17 protein-coding genes and 1 pseudogene are annotated in these 15,738 nt (G+C 56.1%); 6 read left to right on the forward strand and 12 right to left on the reverse strand.

The features are described from left to right. Positions 1 to 36: 36 nt before the first annotated feature. Positions 37 to 264, reverse strand: a complete 228-nt coding sequence (locus D0851_RS14390) for a type II toxin-antitoxin system PemK/MazF family toxin (RefSeq protein WP_117619267.1) — start codon at positions 262 to 264, stop codon at positions 37 to 39. Further along, positions 242 to 442, reverse strand: coding sequence for a toxin-antitoxin system, antitoxin component, Xre family protein (locus D0851_RS14395; RefSeq protein ID WP_117619268.1), 201 nt, complete (start codon positions 440 to 442; stop codon positions 242 to 244). The genes D0851_RS14390 and D0851_RS14395 overlap by 23 nt, the downstream gene beginning before the upstream one ends. A gap of 172 nt (positions 443 to 614) precedes the next feature. Here D0851_RS14395 and D0851_RS20235 point away from each other — a divergent pair, with 172 nt between their 5' ends. The 6 genes from D0851_RS20235 to D0851_RS14420 all read left to right on the forward strand — a co-directional run bounded on the left by D0851_RS20235 (position 615) and on the right by D0851_RS14420 (position 4,286). Continuing rightward, a complete protein-coding gene (locus D0851_RS20235; protein ID WP_162893745.1) occupies positions 615 to 758 on the forward strand; it encodes a hypothetical protein in 144 nt (47 codons plus the stop codon). 237 nt (positions 759 to 995) lie between these two features. Beyond that, entirely contained in the window at positions 996 to 1,295 is a 300-nt protein-coding gene (locus D0851_RS14400) for a helix-turn-helix domain-containing protein (RefSeq protein ID WP_117619269.1), read from the forward strand. A 14-nt stretch (positions 1,296 to 1,309) separates the two neighbouring features. Beyond that, the gene (locus tag D0851_RS14405) at positions 1,310 to 1,609 is read left to right on the forward strand and encodes a HipA N-terminal domain-containing protein (protein WP_162893746.1); all 300 of its coding nucleotides are present in this window, start codon (positions 1,310 to 1,312) and stop codon (positions 1,607 to 1,609) included. Positions 1,610 to 1,724: 115 nt separating this feature from the next. Then, the gene (locus D0851_RS14410) at positions 1,725 to 2,567 is read left to right on the forward strand and encodes a type II toxin-antitoxin system HipA family toxin (protein ID WP_227539550.1); all 843 of its coding nucleotides are present in this window, start codon (positions 1,725 to 1,727) and stop codon (positions 2,565 to 2,567) included. 223 nt (positions 2,568 to 2,790) lie between these two features. Next, positions 2,791 to 3,051 (forward strand): helix-turn-helix domain-containing protein, encoded by a 261-nt coding sequence (locus D0851_RS14415; protein WP_117619272.1) that lies wholly within the window; start codon positions 2,791 to 2,793, stop codon positions 3,049 to 3,051. Next, positions 3,051 to 4,286: a type II toxin-antitoxin system HipA family toxin gene (locus D0851_RS14420; protein WP_117619273.1), complete on the forward strand. Its 1,236-nt coding sequence runs from the start codon at positions 3,051 to 3,053 to the stop codon at positions 4,284 to 4,286. Before D0851_RS14415 ends, D0851_RS14420 begins: the two co-directional genes overlap by 1 nt. A 104-nt stretch (positions 4,287 to 4,390) precedes the next feature. On the opposite strand, the gene D0851_RS14425 is transcribed toward D0851_RS14420, so the two are convergent. The 10 genes and pseudogenes from D0851_RS14425 to D0851_RS14465 form a co-directional block, all read right to left on the reverse strand. Continuing rightward, complete coding sequence (locus tag D0851_RS14425; RefSeq protein ID WP_117619274.1) at positions 4,391 to 4,978, reverse strand: TIGR00725 family protein; 588 nt, start codon at positions 4,976 to 4,978, stop codon at positions 4,391 to 4,393. After that, a complete protein-coding gene (locus D0851_RS21105; RefSeq protein WP_413773540.1) occupies positions 4,975 to 5,391 on the reverse strand; it encodes a polysaccharide deacetylase family protein in 417 nt (138 codons plus the stop codon). Before D0851_RS21105 ends, D0851_RS14425 begins: the two co-directional genes overlap by 4 nt. A gap of 227 nt (positions 5,392 to 5,618) precedes the next feature. Then, positions 5,619 to 6,410: a glycosyltransferase family A protein gene (locus tag D0851_RS14435; protein WP_162893749.1), complete on the reverse strand. Its 792-nt coding sequence runs from the start codon at positions 6,408 to 6,410 to the stop codon at positions 5,619 to 5,621. Positions 6,411 to 6,768: 358 nt separating this feature from the next. Beyond that, positions 6,769 to 9,990: a glycosyltransferase gene (locus D0851_RS14440; RefSeq protein ID WP_117619277.1), complete on the reverse strand. Its 3,222-nt coding sequence runs from the start codon at positions 9,988 to 9,990 to the stop codon at positions 6,769 to 6,771. A 268-nt stretch (positions 9,991 to 10,258) separates the two neighbouring features. Beyond that, a pseudogene (locus D0851_RS20365) lies at positions 10,259 to 10,414 on the reverse strand (hypothetical protein); the annotation flags it as partial. 38 nt (positions 10,415 to 10,452) lie between these two features. Further along, entirely contained in the window at positions 10,453 to 10,707 is a 255-nt protein-coding gene (locus D0851_RS14450) for a sulfurtransferase TusA family protein (protein ID WP_227539310.1), read from the reverse strand. Continuing rightward, positions 10,685 to 10,810, reverse strand: coding sequence for a hypothetical protein (locus tag D0851_RS20870; protein WP_264756450.1), 126 nt, complete (start codon positions 10,808 to 10,810; stop codon positions 10,685 to 10,687). Before D0851_RS20870 ends, D0851_RS14450 begins: the two co-directional genes overlap by 23 nt. Then, positions 10,807 to 11,979, reverse strand: a complete 1,173-nt coding sequence (locus D0851_RS14455; RefSeq protein WP_117619279.1) for a formate dehydrogenase subunit gamma — start codon at positions 11,977 to 11,979, stop codon at positions 10,807 to 10,809. The genes D0851_RS20870 and D0851_RS14455 overlap by 4 nt, the downstream gene beginning before the upstream one ends. A gap of 84 nt (positions 11,980 to 12,063) precedes the next feature. After that, the gene (fdh3B, locus tag D0851_RS14460) at positions 12,064 to 12,672 is read right to left on the reverse strand and encodes a formate dehydrogenase FDH3 subunit beta (protein ID WP_117619280.1); all 609 of its coding nucleotides are present in this window, start codon (positions 12,670 to 12,672) and stop codon (positions 12,064 to 12,066) included. Between the two features lie 15 nt (positions 12,673 to 12,687). Further along, the gene (locus D0851_RS14465; RefSeq protein WP_117619281.1) at positions 12,688 to 15,573 is read right to left on the reverse strand and encodes a formate dehydrogenase subunit alpha; all 2,886 of its coding nucleotides are present in this window, start codon (positions 15,571 to 15,573) and stop codon (positions 12,688 to 12,690) included. Positions 15,574 to 15,738 lie beyond the last annotated feature (165 nt).

The raw sequence follows: 15,738 nt of genomic DNA on the forward strand, positions 1-15,738 counted from the left end.
ATGGATTCGGTATCGTCCACGCCCCGGCTGAGAACCTCACGGAACACACCCCTGACTTGTAGGGCCTGTTAAAAGATAGTCGCCAAAAGCCAGTGGTTGACGTATCTGGCTGGTGATGGCCATCAGGATCACATCCGGGCGGCCTTGCTGGTAAGCGGCATTGCTGATTACCACAGCGGGGCGCTTCTTGGTGGCTTGCAGGTTGGTGAAGGGAAAACCCACCAACACCACATCGCCAAACTTACAGGCTGTCGTAGACGGCATTGTCATCGTTATCCCAGACTTTGTTGAATGTGTCCTGGGAAGCCTGGGCGTAATCCTGGCGCAAGTGCTTGTCTTGGTCCCGTTGACTCAGAAAATCGATAAAATCCTCCACTTCCGCCAGGCGGCCGGGTGAGAGGTGTTCCAGTTTTTCCAGCATGTGTTCTACCTGCGGTTGCATATTGAACCCCCTTTAATCCGGATCGCTCACAACGACACAAAAGAAGTCGAATAAAAATGCTTAAGGTACAGTGCGTTAAGGAAATGACCGACATCACCCGCTTGCGAAAATAATACCTGAAACACTGACACTCTCGCCACTTACAACTACGGCAACATGATTGCCTCTGCTGATGGCATCGGGCCGCGTCACCCGCACCAGGCTGGTGGATGACGGTGACACTTTCTATCTTGACCACAAGTACAACGGCCGCTGGCCGCCGTATTCAAACCTGGCCAGGGTGGCGGGTAACCTTTCCCACCCATCTACTGGCTGAATTTTTAAAGAACTAAGGAGCCTCTGATTAAGCTCCGAATACCACCCCGGCGCCCTTCGAATGGGAAGTGCGGTTAGAACGATTATGCACGCCTGAAAAGCATTACAATGCCTGGAAAGCATTTTAATGTAGCTAAACGTGAATTTATTGCGCCAAGACTTGAATAAGTGCAGTATAGTGATCAAAGAGTGGTAACTGTTAACCATTTAGGCAAAGTAATGACAGGCGACTAAAATCATGAAGACCAAACAGGGGTTACTGGAAGCAGTCAATGAAGAGATCCAGCACTTGCAGGCGCTGGCGGGGCGAATCGAGGCATCAGATGAGCCAGATCTGCGCCCTCTTTCGGAGCTGTCCGAGCTTTTGGAGAAACGCAGGAATGCGCTTAATCTCAACCCCACCGAGGTAGGGGAGCTGTGCGGCTTAGCCCCCAATACATACCGAGTCATCGAAAAAGGTAAAGGTAATCCGACGATCCGGACCCTCCAAGGCATAGGTTCGGTTCTCAACTTCAAGCTATGGATCGAGCTGAAATGAGAGCGGAAGTACGAATGAATGGTCGGATGGCCGGTATCCTGGAGCGCGACGGCGAAACGGTTAGGTTTCAGTACGACAAAAAGTACCTGCAACTCCGCCAGCCACCGCTGAGCATGAGTCTGCCGCTGCGTGAGCAACCCTTCGAGTCCAAGGGGCTGCTGCCGTATTTCTGTGGCCTCGTCAGTGAGGGATGGCTCAAGCGTGTGCAGGCCACAGAACAACGCATTGATCCTGAAGACGCCTTTTCCCTGCTGGTACACAACGGGGACGATTTACCCGGAGCTATAACCATTGAACTGCTTGATCTGCCTTAAAGAGTTGCCGGAGACTGCGGCATCGCAATACCACGGCTATTGCCTTGACCGGATGTTTGGCATCCGTAGTTTGAGTCTGGAGCTGGCGGAGAGTCGGAGCGATCTTGTGACATCTATGCCCGAGAAGACGCATGGGTTTTCGATCAGTGGTGTCCAGATGAAAGCTCAGGTCGCCATCAAGAAGGATCACCTTAAGCTGGTCGATAGCGGCGGGCAATTCATCATGAAGCCCTCTCCCGAGGAATACCCCAACGTCGCCGAGAATGAACACGCAACCCTCGTGCTGATGAACAAGGTGGGGTTCCCGGTACCGCCCTGCGGCCTGATAAAGCTTAAAGACGATCACCTGGTCTTTCTGATTCGGCGTTACGACCGAGATTTTGAGAGCGGCGGCAAGCTCCATCAAGAAGACGCCATGCAGGCACTTGGGATCTCCAATTCCGATTCGTCACAGAAGTACACTGCCGCCAGCTACCAGTCGGTGATTGAGTTGGTCATCGAGAGGGCGGGCGTGGCCGTGGCCGTGGAGCTTCTTGAGCGCATCGCGTTCAGCTATTTGGTGGGCAACGATGACCATCACCTGAAAAACATCAGTTTCCTTTACGACCCGGTGGTTAAGTTGACCCCCTGCTACGACGTATTGGCGTCGTCTCTTTACAGTCGCTCCAACGTCGAAAGCCCCCTGGCCCTGCCGATGCTCAAGGACGGTGTGCCGGAGTATTTCGGATCTATGGGCAATGGCTATTACGCGGGGTCGGACTTCGTGGAGCTGGGGACCAAAGCCGGGTTGGTGGAGAAGGCAATCAAAAAGCGCCTGAAGGCACTGCTCAAGCGAGTGGAGAAAGAGGCTTCAACCATTATTCAGGCGTCGTACATGCCCGAAGAGATGAAGGCCCGTTATCAGGCACTCGTGACGGAGCGGCTTAGGTTCCTCAGGTTGTTGGAATCCGGCGAGTAGGAGCGTGTGTCCAGGAGATATTGGATACCCATCCCTTACCACAACACGTTTCTCGCTCTCATGAACAACTCTGTCTTGAGGCAAATCACAGAAAGGACAACTGTTCAAAGTCTTCACTAGTTGTCTCATCTTTTGTCCCAATATAGGTGCAAATTGAGCTTTCAGAATATTTATGTGAATATATTGGTGCATTTTGCGTTTGTCAGATAACACGGTGATTTCCATGGCCTCTAGAGAGAAAGAGCTCGGCCAACAATTAGCAGAGCGAAGAAAGGCTCTCGGCTTCAAAACTCAGCAGTCTCTAGCGGAAGCAACGGGCGTGCTTAGAAAACGCATTAGTGAAATGGAGACTGGACGGTACACCGGCAGAATCACAGACCTTTATCGCGTTCTGGCTGAGCTAGGTCTCGAAATGGATTTCAGGGTGACCACCCGGCCGACTCTCGATGATCTTGAGTCGTTATTTCCTGCTGAGGAAAATTAATGTCAGGCAAGATAAAAACCCTGCGCGTGATCGCGGGGCAAGTGGAAGCCGGGAAGCTGGCCAAGGACGCCCAATTCAGCTTTCAATACAGCACATCTGCCCTGGCCGCAGACGCTGTATCTCTGGTCATGCCTGTCAATGGGGAGGCGGTGACTAGAAACTCCCTGCACCCCGTATTTGAGATGAACCTTCCTGAGGGGTACTTACGCCAGCGCATAGTTGAGCGGTTTCGTAAGCATGCGAAAGTTGATGAAATGTTTTTTCTTGCCTTGCAAGGTTCGGCATCAATTGGTCGCCTGGGATTTGAATCGGAAGATATGGAGCGGGATTCGGTCGAGGGCCTTAACCTTCAGGAGCTTGTTTCGACAGATGATCCAGGGATGTTTGAAAAGCTGGTCGACCGCTACATCGGTCAGACAACTATTGCCGGCGTTCAGCCAAAGGTGCTCGTTCCAGAAAACACCGAACCAAAATCTGCTATTCACCTTCCTGAATTGATTGTGAAAACCAGTGGTCCTGAATTCCCCGACCTGGCCATAAATGAATACGTTTGCATGATGATCGCCGCAAAGGCTGGTCTTACAGTCCCGGAGTTTTACTTGTCTGAGGACCGACGTCTTTTCATCATGCGACGGTTTGATATTACAGACGACGGGCGTCGACTCGGTATGGAGGACGTATGCGCACTTATGGGCATTCCTGCTGACCATAAGTATGATCGCAGCTATGAGCAGGTGGCGAGGGCGATAAAAATCTTTTCGATTGCCCCCAACGACGACCTCGAGGACTTCTTTCGCTCTTTATGCGTCTCAGTGCTGTTGGGGAACGGGGACGCTCATCTGAAAAACTTCGCCATGCTGTATAAAGACCCCAGTACAGGTAAGGGATGGTTGTCGCCAGCGTATGACATCGTGAATACTACGGTTTATCAAGAGGGAGATACCCTTGCCTTGAAGCTCTCTAAGACTAAAGACTTTCCAAACCGTACAACGATGAAAAGATTTGGTCGCGAGCACTGCAACCTCACAGATAAAATGGCCCAAGGTATTATTGATCAGTGCATAGAAGCGGTTTTGTGGGGTATCCAGCATTTTTCCGAATTTGCCGAAACCGTGGAATTCGAGGGGCGAACGCTCAGTGCGGAACTAGAGCACGGTGTTTGTCGTTTGATGACGCCCGAGAAGAAGCAAAAGTTCTGGAAAGGTGAAGTACGCAAGCCCAAACGGGCGAGGTAACCAGCCGGGCCTGATTACTTCCAGGTTCATCAGAAACTGAAGAGCAAGGGTGTCACCCTGTAACTGCTGTGGGCCGGGTACGTGGAACGCGGAGGGGGGAGGTTCTAACCTACACCGGCAGCAGACTGCCGTACTGGAAATCTGCGTCCCCAGGTTGTGTACTGAGGCAACCGTTCATTGATGAGCGTGACTGCATCACCAGGCGTCGGCGCGCTGAAGATCTGGTCGTCCGGAATGTCGGGGTAGCGCGGTCGCTGGTCCAGTGGTGCACCGGCAAGCCTCTCTGCCCACCCTGGTGTCTCCAGCGCAACGATGAGTCGGCGTAACGTCCATGCGAAGGCTATCTCGGAGAGGGTTCCAGCGCCGCCTCCAATCGCGATGACGGCGTCTGCGTTGGCAACCAATGCGTTGCGGGCGTGGTTCATGCCCGTGGCAATGACAACGTCAACCCAAGGGTTTGCTTCCCGCGGATCGTCATGGGGCAGGATGCCGACGGTGTCTCCTTCTCGATACTGATTCGACTCGTGGGCGCCCATGCTCGCGGCCTCCATTACGCCGCCCAGTCCGCCGGTAACGATACGATAACCATGATCTACTGCGAGCTTTCCAGCGAGTCGGGCGGCTTCGTAGCATTCGGACCCGGGGGCTACACCGGCACTGCCGATAACTGCGATAACGGGACGTCTGTTCATGCGGCGTTCTCCTTTGTGGGTTTGATGACCTTGGCAATGTATTCGGGGTTGTCCGGCATGACGATGCGCCGGACCGCATAGGCTGAAGGAACCGACGACGGTGTCGAATTCAATGTGAAGGCAGCCTGGAATCCCATGGCGGCGACCCGCGCAGCCACATCTGTACTGCATGCCCCATCGGGGTACGCAGCAATCGGCAGCCCTCCGATCTCTTCCAGCCACCTCAGGCTGCGACGCAACGTCTCATCCAAGGTATTGGCGTCCAGTGTGGTCCACCGGATATGCTCAATGCCGTGAGTGCCTACGGTGGCCGTTGAGAGAGAGCGAAGTTCTTGGTCGGACAGGTAGAGTCGCTTGCGCTCCGCCGAGAGTACTTCCTCTGGAATGTTCCCGAATTGCTTTCTGACCATCATAAGCTGCTCCTCCAGAGGAAGGGGCAGCAAGCATTCACGCCATTCAAGACTGGGCACAGCGCTGTCGGCGCCGTTCAGTGCCCGGCCAACATAAAGGAGATCCAGAGGGGCCCAAGCGGGGTAACCGTCTGCGACTGGTAGCCTTGGGAATATCACAGGTTTTATTCCCACCTGCGACAGCATCGGTAAAGCAATGTCCTGGAGATCGCGATAGCCGTCATCAATGGTCACCAATAGCGCGTTTTCAGGTAGCGAGCGAGCTTCTCTTCCGGAGGTCGGCACGTCGAAGGTTCGTGCAGGTAGAGCGCATCGCGGATCCAGACCGGATTTTTGGCCATCTCCACCATTGGCAGCATGTACGCCCAATCGTTGGCCAAATCGACCCACTCATTATCTATTTTAAGGTCGCGAGGCTCAATGCGATCGAAGAGCGATTTTCGGAAGGTGCGCAAGTGTTGCCAGACGTTTCCGCCGCGGTTAGCTCTCGGGTCCGAGAAGTTGACGGGATAACGAATTTTTTTGTCGGTGCGGACCATTGAGCCGACGGTGAGGTCCGCACCGGCTCGATGATGTTCGGCAACCTTGCTTAAGGCGTCGCGGTCGGTCAAAGCGTCGTCGAGATCGAGAAGAACGATCACTGCATCCGGGCAGCTGACCAAGTCTCGGACCGCCAGGAAGGTGTTGGCGAGCAGACCCATGCGTCGGCGCCGCCGAATGACGGTCGCGCGATCTCCGAGTCGGGCGCGGGCGCGTGCAATGACCTCATCTGATCCGTCGTCTGAGGCGTCATCGATGATAACGGCGCCCCAATCGACATGGGTTTGCTCTGAGAGGGAAGCCAGGCAGCGATCAATCGCGCCAGGGCGAACGTTGCGTCCACAGATGACGACAACCAGTGGCTCTGTCCGCTGGGGCTGGAGCCAGTCATGCAAAGCACCTTGAATCAGCGGCTTTTGCTGCTGAGCAACAGGAAAATGTCCGGCTTCAATGCGTTCCATGAGCAGCAACAGCTCGTCCACGTTGCGCTTGCGAGCATTGTCAGGCGCCGTAAACCAAATTTCGCCGGAGCCCCTTCGCAGAGAAGTTGCATGCCCACGACTGATCAACTTATCAACTAATCGGTGCCATGGAAGGTCGAGCCGGCTACCTGTAACTGTGGCTGGAAGAGGCCTTAGTAGGCCGAGTCGTTTTTTGGCAATCCATCCGGCCATCGCCTCGGTTCGATACGGACGGCCGTGGGCATCTGTGCTTCGAGCAACGGTGGTGTGATCGCCGTTGACGGCCAGGCTTAGGGTAACCGCTTCGGGGTTTTCATCGAATAAACGCACGGTTTGAGCAACATGGTCGCATCAAGGGTCGGGCCTGCTGATAAGAACGTCAGCATCCGCATGAAGGATGTAGTCGCCCTGACATTGGTCGAACGCCATGAGGATGGCGGTTGCGGGCTGTCCGTTGGCGCAATGGGCATGATGTGCCCCCTGCCCAGTCCAATGACGTGCCCAGTTCGAACACCATGAACTCCGGAGCCCGTTCAAGGTGCTTTGCGTCGAATCCCTTAACGACGGTCTCTTCCCTGATCGCCAGACCTGCGCGCGCAAAGGCGCGCCGGTAAGCCTCGATAGGGCGGTGAAATTCAGTTCGGCTCCTCGATGATCCTGTGACCGTTTTTTTATAGCTGGAACAGAGGGAAGGGTTAAGATCTTCGGTTTCGTGCCGGGTTTGGTCTACAGCATGAGAGACCTTAAGCGCCGCCGGGTCGCAGACAGCGACAACAACGCGCCCCGCTTCGCCGGTCAGACGACGAATGTTCTGGAGAATCTCCATCATGTCCTGGTTGTCGACAGCGCAGAGCACCAGCGAGCAGATGATCAGGTCAAACGATTCTTCCCCTTCAATTGCTTGTTCTAATAGTGGCGTTGTCCAGAAGGGGATATCTGGAGCCTCTCGCTGCCACCTCCCGGGGAGCGCAGGATCAATATCAAAGACCGTCAGGTGGCAAGTCTTGGCCCAATGACTGGCCTCTCTAGGCTTCCCGCATCCATAATCAAGTACCTTTTGGGAAGAGAAGGCTTCCAGCCGGCCGTGAATGTGCTGGTCCAGACGAGTCTTTGCTGGCTCGCTTAGGACGGCTTCTTGCAGTGCCCGCCAGCCTGTGAGCTCCGGCAGTCGCTCAGATTTAAGCGAAGCCCGCATTAATTCAACAAGGTCTTTGCGGTACGCAAAGCGCCAGGACAAAAAGGCCCGTCGGATCATCATTTCCTGGCCAACGGGCGTCGCAAGCTCGAGTGATTTTCCAATGTCGACCAACTGCAGTCCCGAAGGTGTCATGCGAAGATTTTTCGGGCTGACGTTCTCTAGGTCATTTAAGAAGCCGTTAAAATCGCCGACCTCAAGCGACTCTTCTACGCCAGTCTCGACGCGCTTCAAGTGGGCCGGGTCGCTAGTAAACCGCAAGAGCTCGATGAATCTGCGGAATGCCCTATCATCGTTGGCTGAAGCATGTTTGAGCCACCATGGCTCGTCGTTCGCCAACCCCGACAGCACTTTCGTTAATCCCGCGACCCTCCAGAAGCTGAGTCGATAAGCGGCCAAACGCTCAAGCGCGTACTTGCGCGTCCGGCGGTCGATCTGCTTCCGCTCATCGTTGGTGAAAAGAGCGGCACAGGTGCCCGAGCGGGCGCCTAAAGCTTCTTCATAGCTGCGGAAGAAACTGTAGCCGACGATATCGTCAATCAATCGCTGCGTGTCATCTTCGTCGGCCCGCTCCGTGCTTCGATCATGGTTCATGGGCAAGGAAACGGCCTTCACGCTCTTTCCGAACACGAACCTTGCGCTGGCGGCCCAGATCATGTCTGAGCGGCGGGTCGGGCGGCCGTTAACGCGCGGTGCCATGTTGGGAATATCCCGCAAGAGCGTGGAATCGAGAACCAGCGTATTCCCTCCGCGCAGGCAGGAATCTTTTGCCAGTTGAGGCGGGCAGGCAGCAGGAGGGAGCACCGGGCGTGAGACCGCTTCTCCGGCCATGATGCGCTCAGCGCGGCGCAGGAGCTCGCTTGTCGCGCTTGCCAGCGTGTCTGCTTCGAAGTGAGGCAGGAAAGGTGTTTCCAGGCGGTCGGTCGAACTGCGTGTCAGGTCATAGTGGTAGTCGTTATGGTCTTTCAGCCAGCGATGATTTTCCGCGTCGGCGTCAGGCATCTCCATATCTGGATGATGGCAATTCGCCCATTGCAGAAAGTGCGTAATGTCCACCAGCTGAGTTCGCAGTAGAGAGGAAGCGGGCACTGGAGCCGCGCCCGAGTTGCCGCCCAACGCCACATGGATGCCACTGTTGCGGCAGGCGGAGATAGCCTCTACCAGTTCATCAAGGTCATTGGGTAGCCGGAAATCGTCGTCAAGAATCCAGGCAGGCGCGTAGTTGCGGGCATGCGACACCTCGAATACGAACCGCTGCAATAATGTACGGGCGATGGCGATCGGCTTTTTACGAGTGATGTCTTCGGGCTGCAAAGGCACCGCCGGCACGGCTGCATGTTGCGCGTCCATTCCTACCGGCCATAGGTTGAGGCCGAGTTCGCGACCATGCTCAATGATGGTGCCAAACCCGGATGCCTCGCCATTTTCCAGTAGGACGATTTCGATACCGCGGACTTGCCGGTGCTGCGTGAGCCTCCGAAGTCCTTCGAGCAGGGGAAAGCAACGTTCAGGCCGGGAGCCGCTAACAATGACCCCGACGATGAGTGTTAGTGGCTCGCAAGCCCCTTCGGTTTCAGGAAGGGTTGGCGATTGGAGGGGCTCTGGTGCTTGAGGTTCGGGTGCCGGCGACCAGCCAAAGAGTCGCTGTGCGCGTGCACAGGATTTTCCATACTGCTCTGCGCTCATTCGTCGCTGCCATTTGGCGTGAAAGACGTCAAGACCCTTGAGTTTTGCAGCACTACCTTTGTCCGATAGCCGTGAGTAACCGTGCAGGGTGTCGTGGTGCGCAACAGCGTTGGGTATGGCTCGGTATGCGGGTTGAAGGTCCGATAGGCGGAGGCACAGATCCCGGTCAGTGCAACTGCTAAGGGCCTCGTCGAAGAGTCCTGCCAGGAGGAGAGTGGATAAACGCGCCGATAAATTCGAGCCCTGAATACCCGGGTTGCCACGCAGAAAGTCTTTGGCGAGGAGGCGTGCCGGAGGAAGGGAGACTCTTCCTTCAGGCGTAGCAGTGTCGTAGCGAGTTATAGCCGCGGCCATAACATCTGCACCGGATCGTGCGACATCATGTACCGAGGCGAGATAATTGCCGTCCCACCAATCGTCATCGTCGAGGATGGATACGATGTGGGAGGTTGGATCCGACACGAAACGGGCGAGGTGATCCAGGCCTGTGTTCCAGGCGCCACTTGCACCCGGCGTACGCCGGTTCGCAAGGACTTCCACTGGCAGTTCTAGTTGCCTCCCAAGGCGACGAATTGAATCTAATTCTGCTTCTTTCTGATCGACGACTACGACGATGTGCTGAGGCCGCAGGCATTGGATTTTTATGGAGCGGAGGGCGCGCTTGAGGAGTTCGAAGCGGCAAGACGTGGCAATAACCACGGAGTGGCAAAGCTGAGACATTTGACTTTCCCCGGAATGGGGTGATTACGGCGTAGCACAGAACCTTGCAGCGCATTCCGAAAGGCCTGCCGGTCCGATGGGTCTTCCTGCTCAATACGAGCGAACCACAGGGATGAGTCACATCCCCAAGGCCTCTAGAAGGTCATCGCAACCGCACTGCCCGGAACTGTAGGCGACACGCCCAGAAAGTGTCAACTGCGGGATGAGGCCAGTTTCTATCACTGACTGACGCCGACCAGAAAATTGAAGCTCGGATAACCTTCAATAATCAAAGTACTGAGGGCTTGAGCAGTCCGGCCTGCTGCCAGTCTGTTAAAAGATAGTCGCTAAAAGCCAGTGGTTGACGTATCTGGCTGGTGATGGCCATCAGGATCACATCCGGGCGGCCTTGCTGGTAAGCGGCATTGCTGATTACCACAGCGGGGCGCTTCTTGGTGGCTTGCTAGCTTTCCCGAGCGTCAATTATGCTAAACAGATACGATAACGCAGGACGCCCGCGTCCTCCTCCCGAATCCATTCAATCCTGTGACCGGTTATCTCGCACAGGGCCTGTAAATCCCGACGGCCGCTGGGGTCATCGGCCAGGAACTCGACCTGCGTCCCGCTAGGCAAACCCTGAGTCCGTTTTTTGAAACGCAAGATAGGGAGCGGGCACACCAGGCCGACGGCATCGATCTGGTGTACCGTTGACTGATCAGTCAAGGCGGACGCTCTCACTGCGGCTTTGCTCGGCGGAGGACCAGCCGAACTGGTTCAGAACTGGTGGCGCGAGAGAGGCAATTACCAGGGCGGCGATAAATGCGGAAATCATAACCTTCATGATGAACCTCCCTCGCCCTGTTTGGCTTTGACCTCGGCCACCCACAGATCGTGGTGTTGGCGCGCCCACTCCAGATCAACCTTGCCGTTACCCATGGCATCGAATGCCCCTTCCATACCGATCGAGCCGATATAGATGTGCGCAATGATGGCCACCATCAACACGAATGCCACAATCGAGTGCCAGATGTTGGCATACTGCATCTCTTCGTGCGGCGTCAGCACTGTCGGCAAATCCGTTCCCAAAACACTGTTCACGACGCCAAACGTCTTGGCAAACATTGGAATTTCAAACGGAAACAACAGTGACAGGCCCGACAACGAGACAGAAAAACCCAGCAACATCACGGTCCAGAAAACAATTTTCTGGCCGGCGTTGAACTTCCTCGCTGACGGATGGGCGTTGGTGAAGATGCCGCCGCCCACTTTGAGCCACTGCCAATCGAGCTTGTTGGGGATGTTGTGCGCCACCCACATGAAGAAGGTCATCACCAGCCCCAACATAAAGGCCCACGCAATGTTGTTGTGAAGCCATTTGGAGCCGGCAGCCAGAGTGGCAAAGGCCTCGGGCCCCATAACCGGAATGAGGAAACTGCGACCCATCAAGGTGATTAACCCTGTTAACGCTAATGCGACAAACGAGCCCGCCAACAGCCAGTGACCAAATCGTTCGATGGCTTTGAATCGTTCAACCGTGGTGCCCGCAGGGCCGCCTTTAATTTTGATTCTTCCGCGCACAAAATAGAACACTGCCAGTAGCGCAATGATAGCCAGGATTGCACTGCCACCGTAAGTGATGACCGGCCCCTCTCGTAACTCGTACCAGGGTATGCCTCCGTCCTGGATCAGGACGTCAGCGGCAGGCCCCCGGGCCTGGGTACTGGGGTCAATCTTGTTGAATCGAATGGCACGATAGATGTCGGAATCCGAGCGCCCTCCCAGGGTGCCGAGTCGACCACTGATCGGTGCCGCATTGGCAGGATTACCCAGGTTTTCCGAGCGAAAGGACTCGTCAATTTCCAACTGTTTTTGACGAGCCAGGATGTCTTCCAGGGTTTGAGCACCCCCGGTAGACGTGCGATCAACCGCGGGGGCCTCTTCCGCCCAGACAGGATTAAACACCAGTGTCGCCAGTGCAAGGACGACAGCACCTAACAACTTACGCTTCATGCGAGCACCCCAAAAGAATCAAGAAGAAGAGTTCGTTGCCTTGAGGAATCCGGGGCCCGAGGGCCCCGGAACACCCAGGCGGGCTTAAAGGACCTTCTTCCCGTAGGCCGTGCCCCATCCCCAGGCGCCCGAGCCGAAACCACGGCTCACCACACGCTGGCGATAGATGTCTGCCACCTCGCTGCCATCACCGGCCAGCAGCGCTTTGGTCGAGCACATTTCGGCACAGATTGGCAACTTGCCCTCGGCAATGCGGTTGCGGCCGTACTTGGTGAACTCGGCTGTGGAATTGTCTTCTTCAGGGCCACCTGCACAGAACGTGCATTTGTCCATCTTGCCCCGGCTGCCAAAGTTGCCCGCCTGGGGGAACTGAGGCGCACCGAAGGGGCAGGCATAAAAACAATACCCACAACCAATACACAGATCCTTGGAGTGCAACACAATACCGTCTTCGGTCTGGTAGAAGACATCCACAGGACAAACGGCCATACAAGGCGCGTCTGAACAGTGCATGCAAGCTACCGAGATCGAACGTTCGCCAGGCTTACCATCTCCGATGGTCACCACGCGTCGACGGTTGATACCCCAGGGGACTTCATTCTCATTCTTACAGGCCGTTACGCAAGCATTACATTCGATGCAGCGTTCGGCATCGACCAGGAATTTTGCGCGTGCTTTTCCTTCAAGTGCCATGATCTACACCTCTTGTTATGCCGGCATAATCGCGCACAGGGTGGCCTTGGTCTCTTGCATCTGCGTGACCGAGTCATACCCATATGTCTGAATCGTGTTAGTGGATTCGCCCAGGACTATGGGGTCGGCACCTTTGGGGTACTTGTCCCTCAGGTCTTTGCCTTCCAGATGTCCGCCAAAGTGGAAGGGCATAAAGGCCACGCCTTCGCCAACGCGCTCGGTGACCATTGCCTTCACCCGGATGCGCCCGCCTTCGGGGCCGGAAACCCAGACGTCCTTGCCGTCACGAATGTTCAGGTTGTTCGCGTCGCGCGGATTCACCTCGATGAACATGTCCTGCTGCAGTTCCGCCAGCCAGGCGTTTGAACGGGATTCATCACCACCACCTTCATACTCAACCAGTCGGCCTGAGGTCAGAATGATGGGGAAGTCCTTGCTGAAGTCCTTCTTCTGAATGGACTCGTACAAGGTCGGCACGCGCCAGAAATGCTTATCCTCATAAGTGGGGTAGTCCTTGACCAGGTCCCGACGCGGGGTGTAGAGCGGTTCACGGTGAATTGGCACCGGGTCCGGGAAGTTCCAGACCACCGTGCGCGCCTTGGCGTTACCAAAGGGGGCACACTCGTGCTTGATGGCAACACGCTGGATTCCGCCTGAAAGATCGGTCTTCCAGTTGGTCTCGGGACCCGCAATCGCATCAATAGTGGCACGCTCTTCGGCCGTCAGGTCCTTATCCCAGCCCAGGTCCATCAGCATCTGCATGGTGAACTCCGGGTACCCGTCCTTGATCTCGGAGTTTTTCGAGTAAACGCCGTCAGCAAGCAGGCTCTCGCCGTTGCGCTCGACGCCAAACCGGGCACGGAAGGTGAGACCGCCCTGGGACACCGGCAGGGACATATCGTACAGGTTCGCTGTTCCCGGATGGTTCATTTCCGGCGTGCCCCAGGATGGCCATGGCAGACCGTAGAAATCACCATCACAGGGTCCACCTATCGCACGCAGGCTGGTCTTGTCGAAGTGGTGCTGGTACTGCATGTGCTTCTTCAGGCGTTCGGGCGATTGGCCGGTGTAGCCGATGGTCCACATACCGCGGTTGAATTCGCGAGTGATGTCCTCAATCAACGGTTCGTCGCCTTCAATCGCAATATTGCGGAACATGCGATCGGTGAAACCGAACTTGTCGGCAAACAGCTTCATGATCTCGTGATCGACTTTCGAGTCGAACAGTGGCTCGACAACCTTTTCGCGCCATTGAAGCGACCGGTTCGAAGCGGTTAGTGATCCATAGGTCTCGAACTGGGTGGTCGTTGGCAGCAGGTAGGCGCCTTCCTTGCGATCATGCAGCACCGCTGAAACGGTTGGGAAGGGGTCCACGACGACCAGCATGTCCAGCTTTTCCATGGCGTCTTTCATTTCAAGCATGCGGGTCTGCGAGTTGGGCGCGTGGCCCCACAGAACCATGGCCCGGGTGTTATCGGGCTGCCCCAGGTTTTCCTTGGCTTCCAGAACACCGTCGATCCAGCGCGACACCGGAATCCCCTTCTCGTTCATCATGGCTTTGGACTTGCCGTTTTTGTCCCATACGGCAAACCGACCCTTGAGCCAGTCCAGGTCCTCCTCCCAGACCCGTGCCCAGTGGGCCCAGGCACCAGCGCTCAGGCCGTAGTAACCGGGCAGGGTATCGGCCAGGACACCCAGATCAGTGGCACCCTGCACGTTGTCGTGTCCGCGGAAGATGTTGGTACCGCCACCGGAAACACCGATGTTCCCCAGCGCCAGCTGCAGTATGCAGTATGCGCGGGTGTTGTTGTTGCCATTGGAGTGCTGGGTACCACCCATACACCAGATGACAGTGCCCGGGCGGTTATTAACCAGGGTGCGCGCAACGCGCTCAAGCTGTCCTCCGGGCGCACCGGTTACACGCTCAACCTCTGCCGGGTTCCAGCGCTTCACCTCTTCACGGATGTCGTCCATTCCCCACACTCTGGTGCGGATGTATTCTTTGTCTTCCCAGCCGTTTTCAAAGATGTGCCACAGGATGCCCCAGATCAGTGCGACATCGGTACCCGGCCGGAGGCGAACAAACTCATCGGCATGGGCCGCGGTGCGCGTGAAACGCGGATCGCAGACGATGAGCGGCGCGTTGTTTTCTTCCTTGGCTTTCAGGACATGCAGCAGCGACACCGGGTGCGCTTCGGCGGGGTTGCCCCCGATTATGAAGATCGCTTTGGAGTTGTGGATGTCGTTGAACGAGTTGGTCATCGCACCGTAGCCCCAGGTATTCGCTACGCCGGCGACCGTGGTTGAGTGACAGATCCGGGCCTGGTGATCGACGTTGTTGGTACCCCAGTAGGCAGCAAATTTACGGTACAGATAAGCCTGTTCGTTGTTGAACTTCGCACTGCCTAGCCAATAGACCGAATCGGGGCCGCTCTCTTCGCGGATTTGCAACATCTTGTCGCCGATTTCGTTGATCGCCTGGTCCCAGGAGATCTTCTGCCACTGGCCGCCGACCATTTTCATCGGGTACTTCAGGCGGCGCTCGTTGTGCGCACTCTCGCGCACCGATGCGCCCTTGGCGCAGTGGGCACCCAGGTTAATGGGGCTGTCCCAGCCAGGTTCCTGGCCCGTCCATACGCCATTCTGGACTTCAGCCTCGACCGTACAGCCTACCGCGCAGTGCGGGCACACTGACTTTTTGCGAACGACTTCGCCACCCGCCGTCGACGGGGCCGCGGCCTTGACGCGGGTAGATGTCAGCGACAACGCCGCCAGGCCACCCACTGCGACACCGGAGGCCGTCAGAAACCCACGACGGTCCATCGTGCTGGCAGCGAGGGATGAAAGTAAAGATCCCGCACGGGGGCCTTTCGCTACCCCGTTGGTCTTCTTTCGTAACATGTCACATACCTCTCTCTTTTTTTATTCTCGTTTTCCCGGAGGTGTGATCATCCAAGAGCGTCACGCAACCTTGAATGATTCACGCTTCCTCAAAAGCGAGCCGATTCCAGATATTTGCGTGTGTGCTCCGTGTCACGGAGGCCGCGGCTTTTAGGGACGTCTTTT

Origin of the sequence: Marinobacter sp. Arc7-DN-1 (assembly GCF_003441595.1) — a bacterium.
GTDB lineage: Bacteria > Pseudomonadota > Gammaproteobacteria > Pseudomonadales > Oleiphilaceae > Marinobacter > Marinobacter metalliresistant.